Origin of the sequence: Mesorhizobium sp. ESP-6-2 (assembly GCF_020164675.1) — a bacterium.
GTDB lineage: Bacteria > Pseudomonadota > Alphaproteobacteria > Rhizobiales > Rhizobiaceae > Mesorhizobium.
The window spans coordinates 1-16,568 of the sequence record NZ_JAIUGT010000002.1 but is presented as its reverse complement, the minus strand read 5'-3'; the positions used below and the strand labels follow the sequence as shown (position 1 = coordinate 16,568).

The following is a 16,568-nucleotide window of genomic DNA, read 5'->3' as shown; positions in this document are numbered from 1 at the left end:
TTGGGTCGTTCGCGGAGACCACGCCGACGGCAAACGGCAGGCCTCCTCGTGGAGCGCCTTCTGCCATGGTCTCTGCTACCGTTTTACCGGGGCGAACGGGACTGACCGCCGCCATCCGCCCAACCAGCTGTCGCGCTGCTGGTCCGGGTGCTCGATGTTCCATATGCGGTGACGCGCGAAATACCATGATGCGGCAAGGACGAAGATTTCGGAGACCGCGGAACCCAACAGCGACCACGGCGGAGGCGCAATTGCCAGCAGGATTGCGATCAGCGCCAGCCCGACGATTGCGCCACCAGTCGTGATGAACGCGACGGTCCGGAAATCGCCGAGGATCTCAAGGATGATGCGAGGCATGACATAAAGCATGACCGGGATGAAATTCGCGATCACGAAAAGTCCGATGAATCCGACCGAGGCATCCTGGAGGGCCTGGGATTTTATCATCGGCAGGACGAATAGGATGGCACATCCATAGACGAGGCCACCGATCCCCATGACCAGCGACCAGATCTTCGCTTGCGCCCAGACACGGCTTGTTTCGTTGTTGCGCATCAGCTTCGCCAGCTCCGGCTGCGTCATGTTGAAGAGAGCAAGGCTGATGATGCGCAGTGGGGCAAACAGCACGAGGACCGCCGCCAGCGGTGCGTAAGCGGCGGGTCCGGCAATGCCCGCGACCAGCAGGGCCAGGCATTGACCCTGGATGTTTGTGGTGGTCGCGCTGAACGCCGACCAGCGCAGCTGCGGCCAGAGCCTTGTATAGCGGCGGCGCGTCGGCATGCGGAAGCTGATGCGAGGTGTGCGGCGCGCCAGCCGAACCAGGACGACGATGCCGAGCAGATTTGCGGCCGCAAGCGCATAGAACACGGTTTGCAGCGCGTCCTTCCCCAGCCACATGGTCAGTCCGGTCAGGATGATGCCGGTGATCGTGAAAGCGGCGTCGCTGATGGAGACGATCACCTGCTGGCGCCGAGCGAACAATGCCGTGCGCATGTGGCTGCGCAGCGACCATGCGCCGACGAAGCAGCCGGCGGCGATGCCGCTCGGATCGCCCAGCAGATGCATCAGGATCGCCGTGCCGACCGCCATCAGCAGCGACACCACCAGCGCCGCGGTCCCGAAGGCCACGTCATGGGCATCGACACCGGCGCTGTTGGTGCTCTTGCCCATCCATATCGAAGCGGGGACGGCGGTGAGCGAGCGGATGTACGACAGGCCGACGCCGCCCATCACCATGCCGATGGCGAAGAGACCGTAACCTTGCGCCGACAGTATGTGCAGCAGCGCGATGTTGAGGGCAAAGTGAAAGCCGCTCTGCATCGCCTCGCCGCCGACCATCAGCACGAGGCGCCGCGCCAGATGGACCGGGAATTTCACGGCCGGGTCTCCGCCTGGCGAGCGGTTGCCGGCCTGCCCGGCCTCGCTATCGTCACTTTCAACTTGTCGGCGGCGATCGCGGCGATCGCCGCAGCTGCGACCGTTTCGCTGAAGACGGTCTCGTAGCGCGCGCGGCCGGCGGCAACAAAACCACGCCAGGTGTCGGGCCGCAGGATGATCGCCTGCAATTTCGCGGCAAGGGCGGCGGCGTTATTAGGCGGAACATGCCAGCCGGTCTCGCCGTCGCTGACCACCTCGACCAGCCCGCCGATCGCCGACACCAGTGGCGGCCGGCCATAGGCCATCGCCTCGATAGCGACGCGGCCCAGGGATTCCGGGCGCCGCGACGGAACGGTGACGATGTCGGCCCAGCGGTAGTGTTGCGAGGGGTCTGGTATGAACGGCAGCACGCTGACGCGATCGGCCAATCCCATGGTGTTCACCAGCTCGGCCAAGGCCAGTTCGCGCTCGGTGCTTTCGAAAGCGCCGCCCACCAACCGCACTTCGATGCGCGAGCGCAATTCCGGCGGCATCGAGGCGACCGCCTCGAGCAGCACTTCCTGGCCCTTGATCCTGTTGATGCGGCCGAGCAGCAGCACCCGCAACGGCCGGCTGCCGTCATAGCTCATCGGCTCGGCCGCCGGCGGGCCGGCAACGCCATTATAGACCACATGCGTGCGTGAACGGCCGGCAATGCCGAAGGCCGCGCGCGTCGCGCGTGAATTGAAGATCAGGTCGGCATGGCTCCAGCGCATCAAAGCGACCAGGATCGTGCGCATGAAACCTTCGGGAATCTCGTGGATATGCAGGACAGCCTTGTGAGGCAGCAGGCGGGCGGCCAGCGCATAGTCGGCCACGATCGAGGTGTTGACATAGACCAGGTCGCAGTGCCTGAGGCGTCGCCATGCCCGCCATACGGCCACCGGCAAACGCGCCATCTCGATGGTCGCGAGGCGCAGGATGGCTTGGCGCCGCAGCACCCAGAGCGGCTCGAAGACGATCCGGCTGGCATGCGGTTCGAGGATCTGCACGATCGGCCCGCTGCGCGGCAGCACGACTTCGATGTCGGCGGACGGAAACGCGGCGCGCAGGGCTGCGACGCTCTCCGCGAAGCTTCGGTCGGAGCCATAGAGTTCGTAGCCCTGATGAACGCAGGCAATCCGCATCTTAATATCCCGCCAGGTTCATACCCATCCTGCATCGCGCGAGGCAGATGGCTGCCGAAGCCCAGGAGCAAGGATCATGCCCGGTCCGCTTTCCCGGGCCGTTTGGCCGAGGAACCCCGGCAACGCCTCGTTTCGACACAGATACGCCTGGAAAGTTGACCGATAATGAAACAACTCCGGCGTTTGGTAAGAATTTTTTACGACGTTCTGCGACAGTTGCTCCCACTCTTGCCCGGCTGGAAGTTGCAGGGTGGGTTCTGGTGCAGTGAACATTCCGGAAAGTCCCGTCGGCCATGACATCAAAGCCCTCCATCCTGATCCTGGGAACGCGCGGCATACCCGCAGCCCATGGCGGTTTTGAAACCTTCGCCGAGAAGCTGGCGCTTTTCCTCGCCGGACGCGGCTGGAGGGTCGGCGTTTACTGCCAGGACGAGGTCGATCAGGTCGAGCACAGGGTGCGCAGCGAAACCTGGCGCGGCATCGAACTCATCCACATTCAGGTCGCCTCGAAAGGTCCGCGCGCGACGCTGGAATTCGACTGGCAATGCGTGCGCGATGCCGTGCGGCGGCCCGGCGTGTGCCTCGTGCTGGGTTACAATGGCGCGCTTTTCCTGACTTGGCTCAGGCTGATGCGGCGCAAGATCATGACCAACATGGACGGCATCGAATGGCGCCGCCCCAAATGGGGCCTGGCGGCGCGAAGCTGGTTCTGGCTCAACGAATGGATCGGCGCCTGGACCTCGCATCGCCTCGTCGCCGATCATCCTGTCATCGCCGATCATTTGGCGACACGCCGGCCGCGCAGCGCGATCGTCACCATCCCCTATGGCGGCGATCCGGTAACGACGGCGCCGGAGGCACCGGTCAGGGCGCTCGGGCTCGAACCTGGAAAGTACCTGATCTCGATCGCGCGCATCGAGCCCGACAACAACATCCTGCCGATCGTCGAAGCCTTTTGCAGCAAAAAGCGCGACATCAAGCTGGTGGTGCTTGGAACGCTCTCGGATGAAATCCCCTATCACGCCGCCATTCGCAAGGCCGCGAACGGCTCGGTGGTTCTGCCCGGGGCCATCTATGACCAGGCGACAGTGAAGGCGCTGCGGTACCACGCGCGCGCCTATATGCATGGCCACACGGTCGGCGGCACCAACCCGTCATTGGTCGAGGCGCTGGCGGCCGGCAACATGGTGATCGCCCATGACAATCCCTACAACAGGTGGACCGCGGGCGCCGCCGCCCTCTATTTCACCGACACCGGCACTTGCGCCGGCCGGATCGATCGGGCCATCGAAGACGACGCCCTGGTCGAGAGTTGCGGTGAGGCCGCCAGGGCGCGCGCCCGCGAAGCCTTCCGCTGGGAAGACGTGCTGCTGGCCTATGAGAATGAAGCCTTTCGGCTGCTCGGCGTCGTCGCCGGGGAGGTCGTCCCGGTCGACCATCCCTCGCACGCATGACGACGTGGTCGCGCCGGCGGGTTCTCGGAGCGGCGCTGTCCACGGCTGCGTTGTTCGCGCCGCTTTCTCCCGTGTCGTCCAGCCTGGCCGCCACCGGCGAATGGCGCTTCCGGCGCGGCGTCAACGCCTTCCCCTGGTTTTCGCTGACCCGCGAATTCCCCGCACCCCGTACCGACTACGACTGGCCTCCATTCCAGCAGCGGCCGGTCCCGACGGCGGCCGATCTGCGCCGGCTGCGCGCGACGGGTCTCGATTTCATCCGCCTGCCGGTCGATCCCGGCCCGTTCCTGGCCGGCGATGCCGGCACGCATGGCCGCTTGCTGGCGATGCTCGATCGGGCCGTCACCGCCGCCCTCGACGCCGACCTCGGCATCATCGTCAACGTACAGGCCAATAGCGCCACCCACTATTGGAATCCGGACCGCATGGTCTCCAGCACCGCCGCGCCCGCCTTCGATCTCTATAGGGTCCTGATCGGCGAGCTCGCCGGCCGGCTGGCGCGGTTTCCATCGGGCAAGGTCGCGCTGGAGCCGGTCAACGAGCCGCAGCAATCCTGCGAGTCCAACGTCTGGTCTCAGGTCCAGCTCGCGCTCCTGACCGAAGCCAGGGCATCGTCCGCTACCCTGCCGCTGGTCGTGACCGGCGGCTGCGGCTCTATGGTGAGCGGGCTGACCGCGCTCGATCCGGCGCCGCTCTCGCCCTTCGAACCGATCCTGTTCACCTTCCATTTCTACGAACCCTATCTGTTCAGCCACCAGGGCGCGCCCTGGATGGACGAACCCGTCTACCGCTCGCTCAACAACGTGCCGTGGCCCGCCTCGGCCGGCTCGCTCGAGGCGACGCTGGCTTCGGTGCGGGCGCGCATGGCCAAGGACAACGAAACGTCCGAAGCGGACAAGAAAGCCGCCTACGCGGAAACCGAGCGCGCGCTGAAGGTCTATTTTGACGCCCAGCCCGACCGCTGGTTCATCGACAAATATCTCAGCCAGGCGCGCGATTGGGCCGATAGCCATGACATCGCGCCCGAACGCATCATCATGGGCGAGTTCGGCGCGCTGCGCACCGACGCCCGCTATGTCGCCGGGCCCAATCCCGACCGCACCCGCTACATCGCCGACGTCAGGCAAAGCGCCGAGTCGTTCGGCTTTGCCTGGGCCTTCTGGGCCCTGTTCGATGGCATGGGGATGATGGACGACACAACCCGGGCGCTGGACCCCGCTATCGTCGAGGCGCTCGGGCTGACGATGCCGGGATAGGTGGCTTCCTCCTTTCTTCGTCATCCTAGGGCGAAGCAGGAGCAAAGCGACGCAGCGCAGACCCCTAGGATCCATGCCGCGACACCACGGCGCCGTAGCGGTGCAAAGCAATAGCGCGTGGAGGTAGCGCTTCTCCTTTGACCCCTGCCCACCGGGACGAGACGCGCGAGACGCAGGGTCCGGACCGTGGTATCCTTCATATCCGTCACGGCATGGATCCTAGGGTCTCCGCGACGGAGCTATGCTCCTGCTACGCCCTAGGATGACGAAGAAGCGAGGGCCTGTCGCTAGCCACCAACGTTGAGAATTCATGCATGTCGCGAGGCCGCTTTACTCCCGCCCGTGCCGGCCGGTACAGCACCAGCGCCAGCACCACGAATTTGGTCAGCAGCGTCGTCTTGGAGGCGAGGGTCTCGGAGGTGTTGAGCAGGATCAGCCAGCCCAGCATGGGCAGCCAGATGCCGGGATGGCAGCGGCGTGCCACCTCATGCATGAACAGCACGAAGCCGAACAGCATAAGCAGGGTAAAGAAGGCGCCCTGATAGAGCACCATGCGTATGATCGGGTTCTCGATGCCTTGTTCCAGGCCGTTGATGCGGCGCATGCTTTCGATCAGATCGATATCAGGCCCCACGATCAGGTCGCCCAGCCCCAGATTCTTGAAGAGGTCGAACATTTCGACGCGGGCATTGGCGCTGCCGCTGTCGGACACGAAGCGTTCCAGCAGCGCGTCGAAGAAGCCGTAGGAAAAGAGAAGGGCGACCGCCACCGGCAGCAGCGTGGCGAGCAGGACCGCAAGGGCCGCGCCCAGCAGGCTGACGCGTCCATGCCGCAGATAGGCCACGCCGCTGAAAAGCAGATAGATGCCGCCGAGCACGAGCGTCGTCACCATCGCCGAGCGTCCGCCGAAGGCGACCAGCGCCGCGGTTTGCAGGCCGATCAGCGCAAGCCGCAGCGGCATCGACAGCGACCGTGAGCCGGAGAGCAGCGCCAGCACATAGACCGCGGTGATCGTCGCATTGGCCAGCGGATGGCCCTGAAGCGCGGTCGAGCGCAGGTCGGTGAACACCTCACCGTCGAGCCTATAGGGAAACACCAGCGTTTTGGTCGCGAACTCGAACAGCGCCAGCAGCGCATTCGCCGACATCACCGCGTGAACGACCGTCTGCAGCCGCGCGAAGGTCCGGTCGTCGTCCTCGGCCAGCATCAGCACCAGCAGCGCCGCCGCCACGAACGTATCGACCATGCCCGCCATGCCCGGGCGATGCCTGACGACGACCACCACCAGGAGCACGACCGAGATGACCGCCATCAGCGCACTGGCCGGCCGCCGGTCGGCAACGGCAGCCATATAGCCGACCGGATTGCCGAACGTGCATGAACGCCAGGCAAACACCAGCACCAGGAGATAGGTCGACGGATGGATCTTGGTGGCCGGACTGCCGAGCAGGCCGTCGTAATTGTAGCCCACCAGCCATAGCATGCCGCCGGAAACGGCGAACAGCACCGCCACCATGACGACCAGGCCGAAGCGGGTCACCCAGTCGACGGAACCGCCGGCGCGGGATGCGGCGGCGGCTTGACCCGGCGCGGCCCAGCCGGCTGCCGGGCTGGCGGGCCGGACGGCGGCCATGTCAGGCCGCCTCGTCGACCAGCAAGGCGCCGGTCGGCAACCGCCCCATGACGGAAATGGCCTGCGAGGCCGCCGCTACATCGCGCATCGGCGTCGAGTTCAGCGTGGCGACGAGCAGGATTTCGTCGGCCATCGCTACCAGCGGCGAGGTATTGAGATTGTCGGCCAGCGCGCCGCCATCGATGACGACGAGTTCGAAGTTGCGGCCCGCCTGGGCCAACATCTGCTGGGCAAAATAGACGCCCTGCGCTTCCTGGAAGACGGCCTTTGACCGGCCCCTGCCCAAAAGCGCGACATTGCTGCCGGGCGTATACTGGCTCAACGCCTCGATGCCGTATTCGCCGCGCAGCACGTCGAGCACGCCCGGCTGCTGATCTTTCTGGCCGCCGCCGGCATTGGTATCGATGAACAGGATACGGCCGCCCCGGGCGGCCGCGGCATTGGCCAGCAAGCGCGCCACCCTGCCGCGATGCGCGGCGTCCTCGGGCGGCGACGTCACCAATATGGACGGCACCAGCGGCCAGTCCGGCGGGCGCCGGCCCGACGAGAACATGCGCCTCAGCGCCAGCCCCACAACCGCGTCCGTCTTCTGGCTGGCCGCGGCGGCCGTGCCGCCGAAAGGCCACCAGCGACGCGCGTTGCCCGATTTTGCCGGCACGACGCCAAGCACCGGCGCGTCGATGGCCGATTGCATCTGCGCGCTGGAAAGCACCGTGGGCGAGGAATATTCCGCGATCAGCGCCAGGCCGGTGCCGAGCCCCAGGCCGCCGAAGAGCGCGCCCAGGACAAGCAGCGACAGCGGCGGCCAGCTCTTCTTCAGGGCCGGCATGGCGCTGGAGATGATCCGCGCATTGGTGCTGTCGACATTGATCTGCTCGCGCGTCTCCTGCACACGCTGCAGATAGTTGGCATAGACGGAGCGGACGGCCTCGAGATCGCGCTGCAGCTCGCGCAGCCTGACCGAAGCCTGGTCCGTATCGAGCGACTTGGCCTTCATGCCGGCGACCTTGGCCTCCAGCGCCTGCTGGTTGGCCAGCGCCCGCTCGTAGTCGGTCTCGGCAGCCGCCCCGATGCGGCCGAGCTCTCGCGCGATCAGCGCACGCGTGTCGCGCAGTTGCTGCTGCGCCGCGATCATCGAGGGATGGCGTGGCCCAAGTTCCGTGCCGAACTGCGATACCTTGTCGACAAGCGTCGCCTCCTGCGCCCTGAGGCTCGAAATCACCGAGGAGCGCATCGCTTCCGAGGTCGCGTCCGGCGCACCGCCCGACCTGCGCAACTGGTCGACCTGCGCCTTCAGCGCCGCGGTGCGGCTTTGCGCCGCCGAAAGCTGCGTATTGAGCTCGGTCAGTTCCTGGTCGCTGACCAGATTGCCCGCCGCCATCACCATGTTGTTGGCGGACCTGTAGGCCTCGACGGCATTCTCGGCCTGCTGGACGCGCTTGCGCTGCTCATCCAGTCGCGCGGCGATGGCGTCCGAAGCGTCCTTGGCCATCCGCGCGCGTGAGCTCGCCTGATCCGCCAGATAGGCCTGCGCGATCGCATTGGCCAGCATCGCCGACTTCTCGGCGTTCTTGGTCGTGACAATCACCTCGATGACCAGCACCTTGTCCGCTCGCCGCACCGCCAGGCGGGCGCGCAACGCATCGAGCGTCTTGGCCGTCTTGTCGGCTTCGCCCGACCCCGAGCCCAGCAATCCGCCGAGTAAGCGTCCCAGCATGCCCTGCCCGTTGAATTCAGGATCCTCGGTCAGGTTGGTCGCCTTGATGGCCCTGAGCAGCACCCCCGTCGACTGGACGACGCTGACCTGGCTTTCCACACGGGTTATGCCGCCGTCGGGCGGCACCTGGCTCGGATTGACGTCGTTGCTGACCACCTGCAGGTCTTGCGGATCGATGATGATTTCCGCCGCCGAGCTGTAGAGCGCCGGCGTCAAAAGCCCATAGAGCAGTGCGCCGAGGGTCAGCAGCGCGGTGATGGCAAAGATGAGGAAACGGCGGCGCACCAGTATGCGCTTCACGTCGCCCAGCTCGACGGTCGAGGCCGGGTAGGACGGCGCCAACGGCACCGCTTCGGGCGCGTATTGCATCGCCTCCGGAGCGTATTGTTGCGGCAACGAGAGCAGGGATGATTGCAAGGGTCGCTCCGACAACACTCCATGCGCCTGCAAAGATCAAATTGCGGCTTTGTCTTAGCTATGCTTCCAACTGTTAAAACACTGTTAATTATATTGAGAGCTCTTGTGATTTTTGGCACGGAGTTTGCCTAGAAGAGGCACGGGTGTTGGAACGGCGCGGGCAACGGGGAAACGACATGGAATGGGGCAACGCTTCATTCGTCCGGCCGTTTCCCGCGTCCAAACACTGGCCCAATATCGAACATCACAACGATGAGGATGCGACATGCAGGTGAGCCTGCGCCTGGACAGCGAATGCCTTCGTGCCTTCCACCTGACGCTGCTGGAGCGCTTGGCGGCGCTGGCGCATGTCGAGGTCTCCGTCGATCTCAGGCCGGCCGAGGGCGCCATACCACCCAGCGCCGCGGCGCTGTTTCAGCTGGAGACGGCCATCCATGGTCTGCCCGCGAACGGGCTGGCCAAACGCCTGCCGCTTTCGGCGCTCGCGCCCTATCGGGCGCCGCCGGTGGGGCCCGATCTGGTGATCGACCTCTGCGGCGACGTGCAGCGCGAAGGAACGCGCGTCTGGCGCGTGACCTATGACGGCGCCGCGGGCGAAGCGGCCCTGCTGGCGCTGATCCTCGATGGGCGAACGCCGATTGCCCGCATCGCGGAAAACGGCACGAACATCGCCGAAGGCCGCCTGGGCACCGAATATGGCGGCATCGCGCTTGCCTCGTTCCAGGATATGCTGGCGCGCACCGCGAGCCTGATCCTGGCGGCGATGACCGGCGCGGCGCGGCACGCTCTCCCTATCCTGCCGGAGCCGGCGCACGGCAATGCCGCGCCCGCCATGCCGTCCGCCGCCAAGCTTGGCGTCAGGGCCGGCAAAACGCTGGCGCGGCGCGTCGTCCAGAAGATCTATCATCTCTGCTACAACGCCCCGCACTGGAAGGTCGGCTGGCGGCAAACGCAGGGGCAGGACCTGCTCGACCTGCGCGCGCATCCGGCAACGGGCTGGCAGGTGCTGCCCGACGACGGCAGCCGCTTCTATGCCGACCCGTTCCCGATCCTGCATCAGGGCAAGGTGACCCTGTTCGTCGAGGACTATATCCACTGTCTGGGCAGGGCCATCATCTCCGCCGTGCCGTTCGGCCCGTCGGGGCCGATCGGCCGCCCGGAACCGGTGCTCGACCTGCCCTATCACCTGTCCTATCCGTTCGTCTTCGAGCGCGACGGCGAAGTCTGGATGATGCCGGAGAGCTGCGCCAACCGCACGGTCGACCTCTACCGTGCCACCGCCTTCCCTGGTGGCTGGGTCAAGGAAGCGACGCTGCTGTCAGATATCGTCGCCAGCGACGCCACCCTGGTCGAGCATGGCGGGCGATGGTGGCTGTTCGCCACCGTCAGGGACGGCGGCGGGGCGTTTTCCGATGCGCTGCATCTGTGGTCGGCGCCGGACTTTCGCGGGCCGTGGACGCCGCACCCCAAGAACCCCGTGCTGATCGACATCGCCTCGGCGCGGCCGGCGGGCCGCATGGTACAACGCGGGGGCCAATTGCTGCGCCCCGTGCAGGACTGCCGCAGGAGCTATGGCGCGGCGCTCGGCATTGCACGCATTGTTCACCTCGATTTGGACGGCATGAGCCAGGTTGTCGAGACCATCTTGACGCCTGGCGCGCTATGGAGCGGACGCAAGCTGCACACGCTCAACGAGGCGGGGGGCCTTGAATTCATCGACGGTTCCGCGATTGCACCGCGCTGGAAGCAAAGGAACGGCGGGCGCTGACGACCTGCGCATAAGGTCGATACGGCCCTCCGGCAAAAAGCCCCCGCCAGTCAAGGCCGGCGGGGTGAGGCTCTGGAGTAAGCCGGAATCGGTCCGGCATGGATCAACGTATGGCGCGAAGGTTGGTTGCGGCGCCAGAAGCGCATTCCCTTTTCCTTTTTTTGGGCCCTTGTGCAAGAACGGCCCCTTGCCCCAGCCGCAATCCCGCCTTTCTTGTCGCGAAATTTTCCTCCTCTGGATGCAGTTGTAAGTCGTTTAATCCGGGATAGATTGCGTGCAGAAGGGCGCCAGACGATCGCGCCGGGAGGAATTCACCATGTCCGACAGCGCCTTGCCGCTGGTCATCAGCGCGCCCGAACCACGCACGCTCGACCTCATCTTCACGCCGCCGCAGCTGGCGCGCTTCAAGGCGAAATATCGCATCGTCGAGACGACGCCGGACGGCGTGGCGAACCTGCCGGCCGATGTGCTGGCCGAGGCCCGCTACATCGTCGGCCAGCCGCCGATCGCGGCCGAGACGCTGGAGAAGATGAAGGCGCTGCGCTGCGTCTTCAATGTCGAGAGCAACCTCATCGACAACATGCCTTATGAGACGCTGTTCGCGCGCGGCATCCATGTCGTCACCACCGGCCTGGTGTTCGCCGAGCCGGTGGCCGAGCTCGGTCTTGCCATGGCGCTCAACCTCGCCCGCGGCATCGTCGATGCCGACCTCGCCTTCCGTGAGGGCAAGGAATTATGGGGCGGCGACGGCAACCGGACGGCGCGGCTTTTGTCCGGCGCCGATGTCGGCATCATCGGCTTCGGCGATCTCGGCCGCGCGCTGAACCGGCTGCTGTCGGGTTTCCGCACCAGGACAAAAGTCTTCGATCCCTGGCTGCCGCCGTCGATCCTCATCGACAATGGCGTCGAGCCGGCCTCGATGGACGAGGTGCTGTCCGCCAGCGACTTCGTCTTCGTCGTCGCCTCGGTGACCAGCGAGAATCAGGGCTTCCTCGGCGCCGACGCCTTCGCCAGGATGCGCAAAGGCGCGGCCTTCATCCTGCTCAGCCGCGCCGGCGTGGTCGACTTCCCCGCTTTGATGGCAGCGGTGAAGAGCGGCCATATCCTCGCCGCCAGCGACGTCTTCCCCGAAGAACCGCTGGCGCGGGACCACCCGGTGCGCGCCTTGCCCGGCTTCCTGCGCTCGGCCCACCGCGCCGGCGCGCTCGATATCGCCTTCAAGCGCATGGGCGACATGGTGCTGGAGGACATGGACCTGATCGATCGCGGCCTGCCGCCGCTGCGCTCCAAGCGCGCCGAGCGCGAAACGGTCTCGCGCATGCGCTCCAAGCCGGTGGACAGGAACTGACGGGTGGCTGGGTCCGCTCAAATCGGCGGGCCTCCGCATCGCCTTCGCGTCGCTTGACAAAAGCATGGCCAGCGACGACCCTCGACCGGCCCATCGGGGAGAAATCGACGCGCAACGCCTATGAAAGCTGAGACTCGGCAAACGGCAGGGGGTCGTCGGCGGTAACGGCGCAGCCGGCGCGCCCAGGGCCAATCGGTCCGGCCGGCCAAGCGGTCCGGTTTTCTTTTTTCGCCATGGCAAGGCGGCAAGAGCGGCCCTTGCCATGAGGCTGTCGAAAACGCGACGGAGCGCGATGCTCAACACGATCGATTATGGCGGCAAGGAAGCCGATATCGTCCACGCGCTGGAGGAAGACATCATCTTCGGCAGGCTGGCGCCCGGCGCGCGCCTGGTCGAGGACGTGCTGCTCGCCCGCTTCCCGGTGTCGCGCCATACCATCCGACAGGCGCTCTACCAGCTCGAAAGGCTAGGCGTCGTCACGCGCGAGCGCAACAAGGGCGCCATGGTGCGGCGGCTGTCGCCCGACGAGGTGCGGCAGATCTACGAGGTGCGCGAGATGCTGCAGCGCCAGGCGGCGCTGATGATCCGCCTTCCCGCGAGCGACGCGCTGATCGAAGAGCTGACGCAGATCCTCCGCATCTATAACGGCCATGTCGAGAGCGGCTATCTGCGCGGCATCCACGAGGCCAATGACCGTTTCCATCTCACCATGTTCTCGGCCTGCGGCAATGCCTATCTGGTGGCCTCGATCGAGCATTACATGCGCCTCAGCCTGCCGGTGCGGGCCAATTCGCTGGCCGACAGGGAAAAGCTCGACGTCTCGCGCCAGCACCACGCAATGATGATCGAGGCGCTCAAGCGCCGGGACAATTGGGTGCTGGCGCAGCTCTGCGTCGACCATTTGCAGCCCAGCAAGGCGTTCTATCTCCAGGAGATCGAGAGCGGCGACGCCGGCTGAAACCGGGCCGGCAGAAGGCTCCGGCAGCGGATGCGCGAATCCGGCCGTTGCAATCTAACGATGAGCCAAACGAAGAAAAAAGCGGAAAGTTTCGCGGGCGTTGAAGAATATATTTCTTCAGACCGACCGTCGGCGGGCATGGCGAACCGGAACTTTCCTCCGAACCTTCCGTTTCTTTGAAGATCGTTGCTTCGACGGTCGAAGAGCAACAGGGAAGGATCCTATCATGAACATCAAGATGATCTGCGTCGGCGCGATGACGCTTTCGATGCTCGCGGGCTCGGCCCTCGCCGCCGCGAACAAGGGCACGTCGGCACTTGACGACCCGGCCAAGATGCAGCCCTTCTACACCGACTCCAGTATGAAGAAGATGCGCAGCAGCGACGAGTTCACGAAGGCGTGGAAAGCGCTCACTCCGGAAGACCAGAAGATGATGATGACGGCCTGCGACGATGAGGCCAAGGACGCCAACGCCGCCAACAGCCATCCGGAGTTCTGCAGCAGCGTCAAGGCGAATGGCGGCAGCAAATAGACCGGCGGCGAGCAGGCTTTTATAGCCCATTCTGAAAACAGCCCCGTCCCCGGGGGTGTTGTCATGCGCCGATGCGCCGGCCGGTTTCGGCGTCGAACAGATGCGCGCAGGCGCGGTCGATCTCGATGCGCACCGGCTGGCCCTGCTTGAGCGCGAGCCGCTCGCGGAAAAGGCAGTCTATCTCCTCCCCGCCGCAGTCGACCTTGGCGAATATCTCCGAGCCGGTCGCTTCCAGCAGCGTGACGCTGCCCGGCGTACCTTGGCTGCCGGCGCGAATGTGTTCGGGGCGGATGCCGTAGACCAACTCCCCGCCCGGGACCTGCGCCGGGTGAAGCGGCGCCGGCAGCGGCAGGGTCAGCCCACCTGCGCTGCGGAAGATGCCTTCCTCGATGCGGCCGCGAATGAAGTTCATGGCAGGCGAGCCGATGAAGCCGGCGACGAAGAGATTGGCCGGCCGGTCATAGAGGTCGAGCGGCGCGCCGACCTGCTCGACCAGGCCATCATGCAGCACCACGATCTTGTCCGCCATGGTCATGGCCGATCTGAACGCCAGGATACTCGCACGCGCCCGTCCCAGCGCGTGACAGCCCTGGAACGCGCGAAAGCGTCTTTGTTTGCCGGCGTCAGCTTTTCGGCCCGCCAGCGTCCTTTTTCCTGCTATGTTGCATTGCGAAAAATTTGTTGCATTGCGATACGATCCACCCCGGTCGACAATGGCCACGGGTTGGGCTTGCACGAAGGATTTGCCGTGGCAGCATCGTTCCGACCCGATATCGAGGGAATGCGCGCACTGGCGGTAGCCGGTGTTGTCGCCTATCATTTCGGTCTCACAGCACTGCCCGGCGGCTTTGCGGGCGTCGACATCTTCTTCGTCATCTCCGGCTATCTCATCACAAGACACCTTTTGCAGGAGATCGGCGAGAGCGGCCGGCTGAACCTGTGGCGCTTCTATGCCCGCCGCGCCCGGCGGTTGCTGCCGGCCTCGCTGTTCGTCATCCTCGCCACGCTGCTCGCCGGCGCCTTCATCCTGTCGCCGGAGGAACAGGCGCTCTATTCGAAGGGCGCGATGTTTGCCTCGGCCTATATGATTAATTTGTGGCTGATCCGCTGGTCGTTCGACTATTTCGCCTCCGATGCCGCCAACAACCCGTTCATCCATTTCTGGTCGCTGTCTGTCGAGGAGCAGTTCTACCTCGCATGGCCGGCGCTGCTCATTCTTGCCGCCTGGCTGCGGCCGGGCCGGCGCGCGGCTATCGTGGTCATCGGCGTCACCGGCCTGGTCTCGTTCGCCGTCTGCGCCTGGCTGACCTACGTCTCGCCGCCCTGGGCTTTCTATTTCTCGCCGCTGCGGGCCTGGGAGTTCGCCGCCGGCGGGCTTGCCACCATGGTGCCGGCAAATTTCCTGCGGCACCACCCGCAGCTGCGCGCCGCGCAGGGCTGGCTCGGCCTGGCGCTGATCGTGCCGGCCTATCTGCTGCTGGACGAGGCGCTGCCCTTCCCCGGCCTGCTGGCGCTGCTGCCGGTCGTCGGCACGGTGCTGCTGCTGGTCAGCGGGGCAGGCGAGCGCCAAATCGGCACGGAAACCGGCAAGCCGGCCGCCAGCCCCGCTTCTCTCTTGTCGCTGCCGCCCATGCAATGGATCGGCAAGCTCTCCTACTCGCTCTATCTCTGGCACTGGCCGGTCATCGTCTATGCGAGAATGGTCACCGCGGAGCTTTCCGGGCTGGACAGGTTTGCCTGCCTGGCACTAACGCTGATGCTCTCCATCTTCACCTATCACGTCGTCGAAAACCCCGTTCGCCGCAACGGTTGGCTGATGGCGAGCGCCGCCCGCGCGCTCGTGCCCGCGGCGCTGCTGACCGGCGCCGGCGTGGTCGCGGCCTATGCCAACGCCAAGTTTGCCGTTCACGAACTCGATCCGGAGCAGCGCGTCATCGCCCAAAGTGCGGCGCGTCCATCCACCGCGCGCGCCAGGGGCGGCTGCGTGCTCGACTACGAGACTGTCACCCCGAAGCCCTGCGTGTTCGGCGCCAAGGATGCGAAAGGCGCGATCGCGCTGTTTGGCGATTCACATGCCGACCACTGGTCGACGCCGCTGATCGAGGCAGCCGAAAAGCGCGATTACCGGGTGGTTACCTGGCTCAAATCCTCGTGCCGGGCGTCCCGGCTGTCGACATGGTCGAGCAAGCTGAAGCGCGACTACGCCGAATGCGACCAGTGGCGCGAGCAGTCGATCAAGGAGATCCTGGCGCTGAGGCCGGCCCTGGTGGTGATCTCGGAAATCGCCCTGACCAGTTCGCGCAAGATGGCCGCCGGCAAGGATGAGCCCGACAACCAGGACGCGGAGTGGAAGGCTGGCCTGCGTTCGACACTGGAAACGTTCAGCAAGGCCGGGCTGAAGGTCGCCTTCATCCGCGACGTGCCCTTCAACGACGAGCAGGTTGACACCTGCGTGGCGCGTGCGCTGTGGCGCGGCGACACGCCCTCGCTCTGCGACCAGACGCGCGCCTATGCCGCCAACGACGCCATGGCCGCGGTGGAGCGCGACGTCGTGCGCAGCATTCCGAACGCCCGCTATGTCGATATGACCGACCAGTTCTGCAACCAGACCACCTGCCATGTCTTCATCGGCGGCAAGATCGCCTTCCGTGACCGCCACCATCTGGCGACCGCTTTCGCCGAGACGCTGGAGAAGCCGCTGGAGAAGGCGCTGTTCTAAGGCATTAGCTTCCCCTTCTCCCTTGTGGGAGAAGGTGTCGCCGCAGGCGACGGATGAGGGGTGCTCCAGAAAACACCGACGTCTCACTTCGTCCAACACCCCTCATCCGTCTCGGCGCTACGCGCCGATCCACCTTCTCCCACGAGGGGCCTGTTGCGCAATATTGCGGGCGGCTTGTTGTGAGGATTGAGGGCGGCCATTTTTGTTGCTTTGGAGGCTTTTC

The 16,568-nt window shown here is 65.4% G+C and carries 11 protein-coding genes and 1 pseudogene; 7 read left to right on the top strand and 5 right to left on the bottom strand.

Annotation, left to right across the window (positions count from 1 at the left end; all coding sequences use genetic code 11):
- Nucleotides 1-75: 75 nt before the first annotated feature.
- Both LB532_RS05100 and LB532_RS05095 read right to left on the bottom strand, forming a co-directional pair.
- Nucleotides 76-1,377 (bottom strand): hypothetical protein, encoded by a 1,302-nt coding sequence (locus LB532_RS05100; RefSeq protein WP_181169475.1) that lies wholly within the window; start codon nucleotides 1,375-1,377, stop codon nucleotides 76-78.
- On the bottom strand, nucleotides 1,374-2,543 hold the full coding sequence (locus LB532_RS05095) for a glycosyltransferase family 4 protein (RefSeq protein ID WP_140642712.1): 1,170 nt from the start codon (nucleotides 2,541-2,543) through the stop codon (nucleotides 1,374-1,376). The genes LB532_RS05100 and LB532_RS05095 overlap by 4 nt, the downstream gene beginning before the upstream one ends.
- A gap of 293 nt (nucleotides 2,544-2,836) precedes the next feature.
- On the opposite strand from LB532_RS05095, the gene LB532_RS05090 reads away from it, so the two are divergent.
- Nucleotides 2,837-3,997: a DUF1972 domain-containing protein gene (locus LB532_RS05090; RefSeq protein ID WP_140642711.1), complete on the top strand. Its 1,161-nt coding sequence runs from the start codon at nucleotides 2,837-2,839 to the stop codon at nucleotides 3,995-3,997.
- Nucleotides 3,994-5,253 (top strand): glycoside hydrolase family 5 protein, encoded by a 1,260-nt coding sequence (locus LB532_RS05085; RefSeq protein ID WP_224556432.1) that lies wholly within the window; start codon nucleotides 3,994-3,996, stop codon nucleotides 5,251-5,253. The genes LB532_RS05090 and LB532_RS05085 overlap by 4 nt, the downstream gene beginning before the upstream one ends.
- Nucleotides 5,254-5,503: 250 nt before the next feature.
- Here the strand turns inward: LB532_RS05085 and LB532_RS05080 are convergent, their stop codons facing one another.
- Nucleotides 5,504-6,886, bottom strand: coding sequence for a VpsF family polysaccharide biosynthesis protein (locus LB532_RS05080; protein WP_210239923.1), 1,383 nt, complete (start codon nucleotides 6,884-6,886; stop codon nucleotides 5,504-5,506).
- A 1-nt stretch (nucleotide 6,887) separates the two neighbouring features.
- Entirely contained in the window at nucleotides 6,888-9,020 is a 2,133-nt protein-coding gene (locus tag LB532_RS05075; protein ID WP_140642709.1) for a GumC family protein, read from the bottom strand.
- A 265-nt stretch (nucleotides 9,021-9,285) separates the two neighbouring features.
- Here LB532_RS05075 and LB532_RS05070 point away from each other — a divergent pair, with 265 nt between their 5' ends.
- From LB532_RS05070 to LB532_RS05055, 4 genes are all read left to right on the top strand, one after another.
- Nucleotides 9,286-10,788 carry a formyl transferase gene (locus LB532_RS05070; protein ID WP_140642708.1) on the top strand — a complete coding sequence of 501 codons (1,503 nt, stop codon included), beginning with the start codon at nucleotides 9,286-9,288 and terminating at the stop codon, nucleotides 10,786-10,788.
- A gap of 316 nt (nucleotides 10,789-11,104) precedes the next feature.
- On the top strand, nucleotides 11,105-12,136 hold the full coding sequence (locus LB532_RS05065; protein ID WP_140642706.1) for a hydroxyacid dehydrogenase: 1,032 nt from the start codon (nucleotides 11,105-11,107) through the stop codon (nucleotides 12,134-12,136).
- Between the two features lie 292 nt (nucleotides 12,137-12,428).
- Nucleotides 12,429-13,094 carry a GntR family transcriptional regulator gene (locus tag LB532_RS05060; RefSeq protein ID WP_140642705.1) on the top strand — a complete coding sequence of 222 codons (666 nt, stop codon included), beginning with the start codon at nucleotides 12,429-12,431 and terminating at the stop codon, nucleotides 13,092-13,094.
- A 226-nt stretch (nucleotides 13,095-13,320) separates the two neighbouring features.
- Entirely contained in the window at nucleotides 13,321-13,626 is a 306-nt protein-coding gene (locus LB532_RS05055; RefSeq protein ID WP_140499097.1) for a hypothetical protein, read from the top strand.
- A gap of 61 nt (nucleotides 13,627-13,687) precedes the next feature.
- On the opposite strand, the pseudogene LB532_RS05050 reads toward LB532_RS05055, so the two are convergent.
- Nucleotides 13,688-14,164: pseudogene (locus tag LB532_RS05050) on the bottom strand (TOBE domain-containing protein); the annotation flags it as partial.
- Between the two features lie 210 nt (nucleotides 14,165-14,374).
- On the opposite strand from LB532_RS05050, the gene LB532_RS05045 reads away from it, so the two are divergent.
- Nucleotides 14,375-16,345: an acyltransferase family protein gene (locus tag LB532_RS05045; protein WP_140642704.1), complete on the top strand. Its 1,971-nt coding sequence runs from the start codon at nucleotides 14,375-14,377 to the stop codon at nucleotides 16,343-16,345.
- The last annotated feature ends 223 nt before the right edge of the window (nucleotides 16,346-16,568 follow it).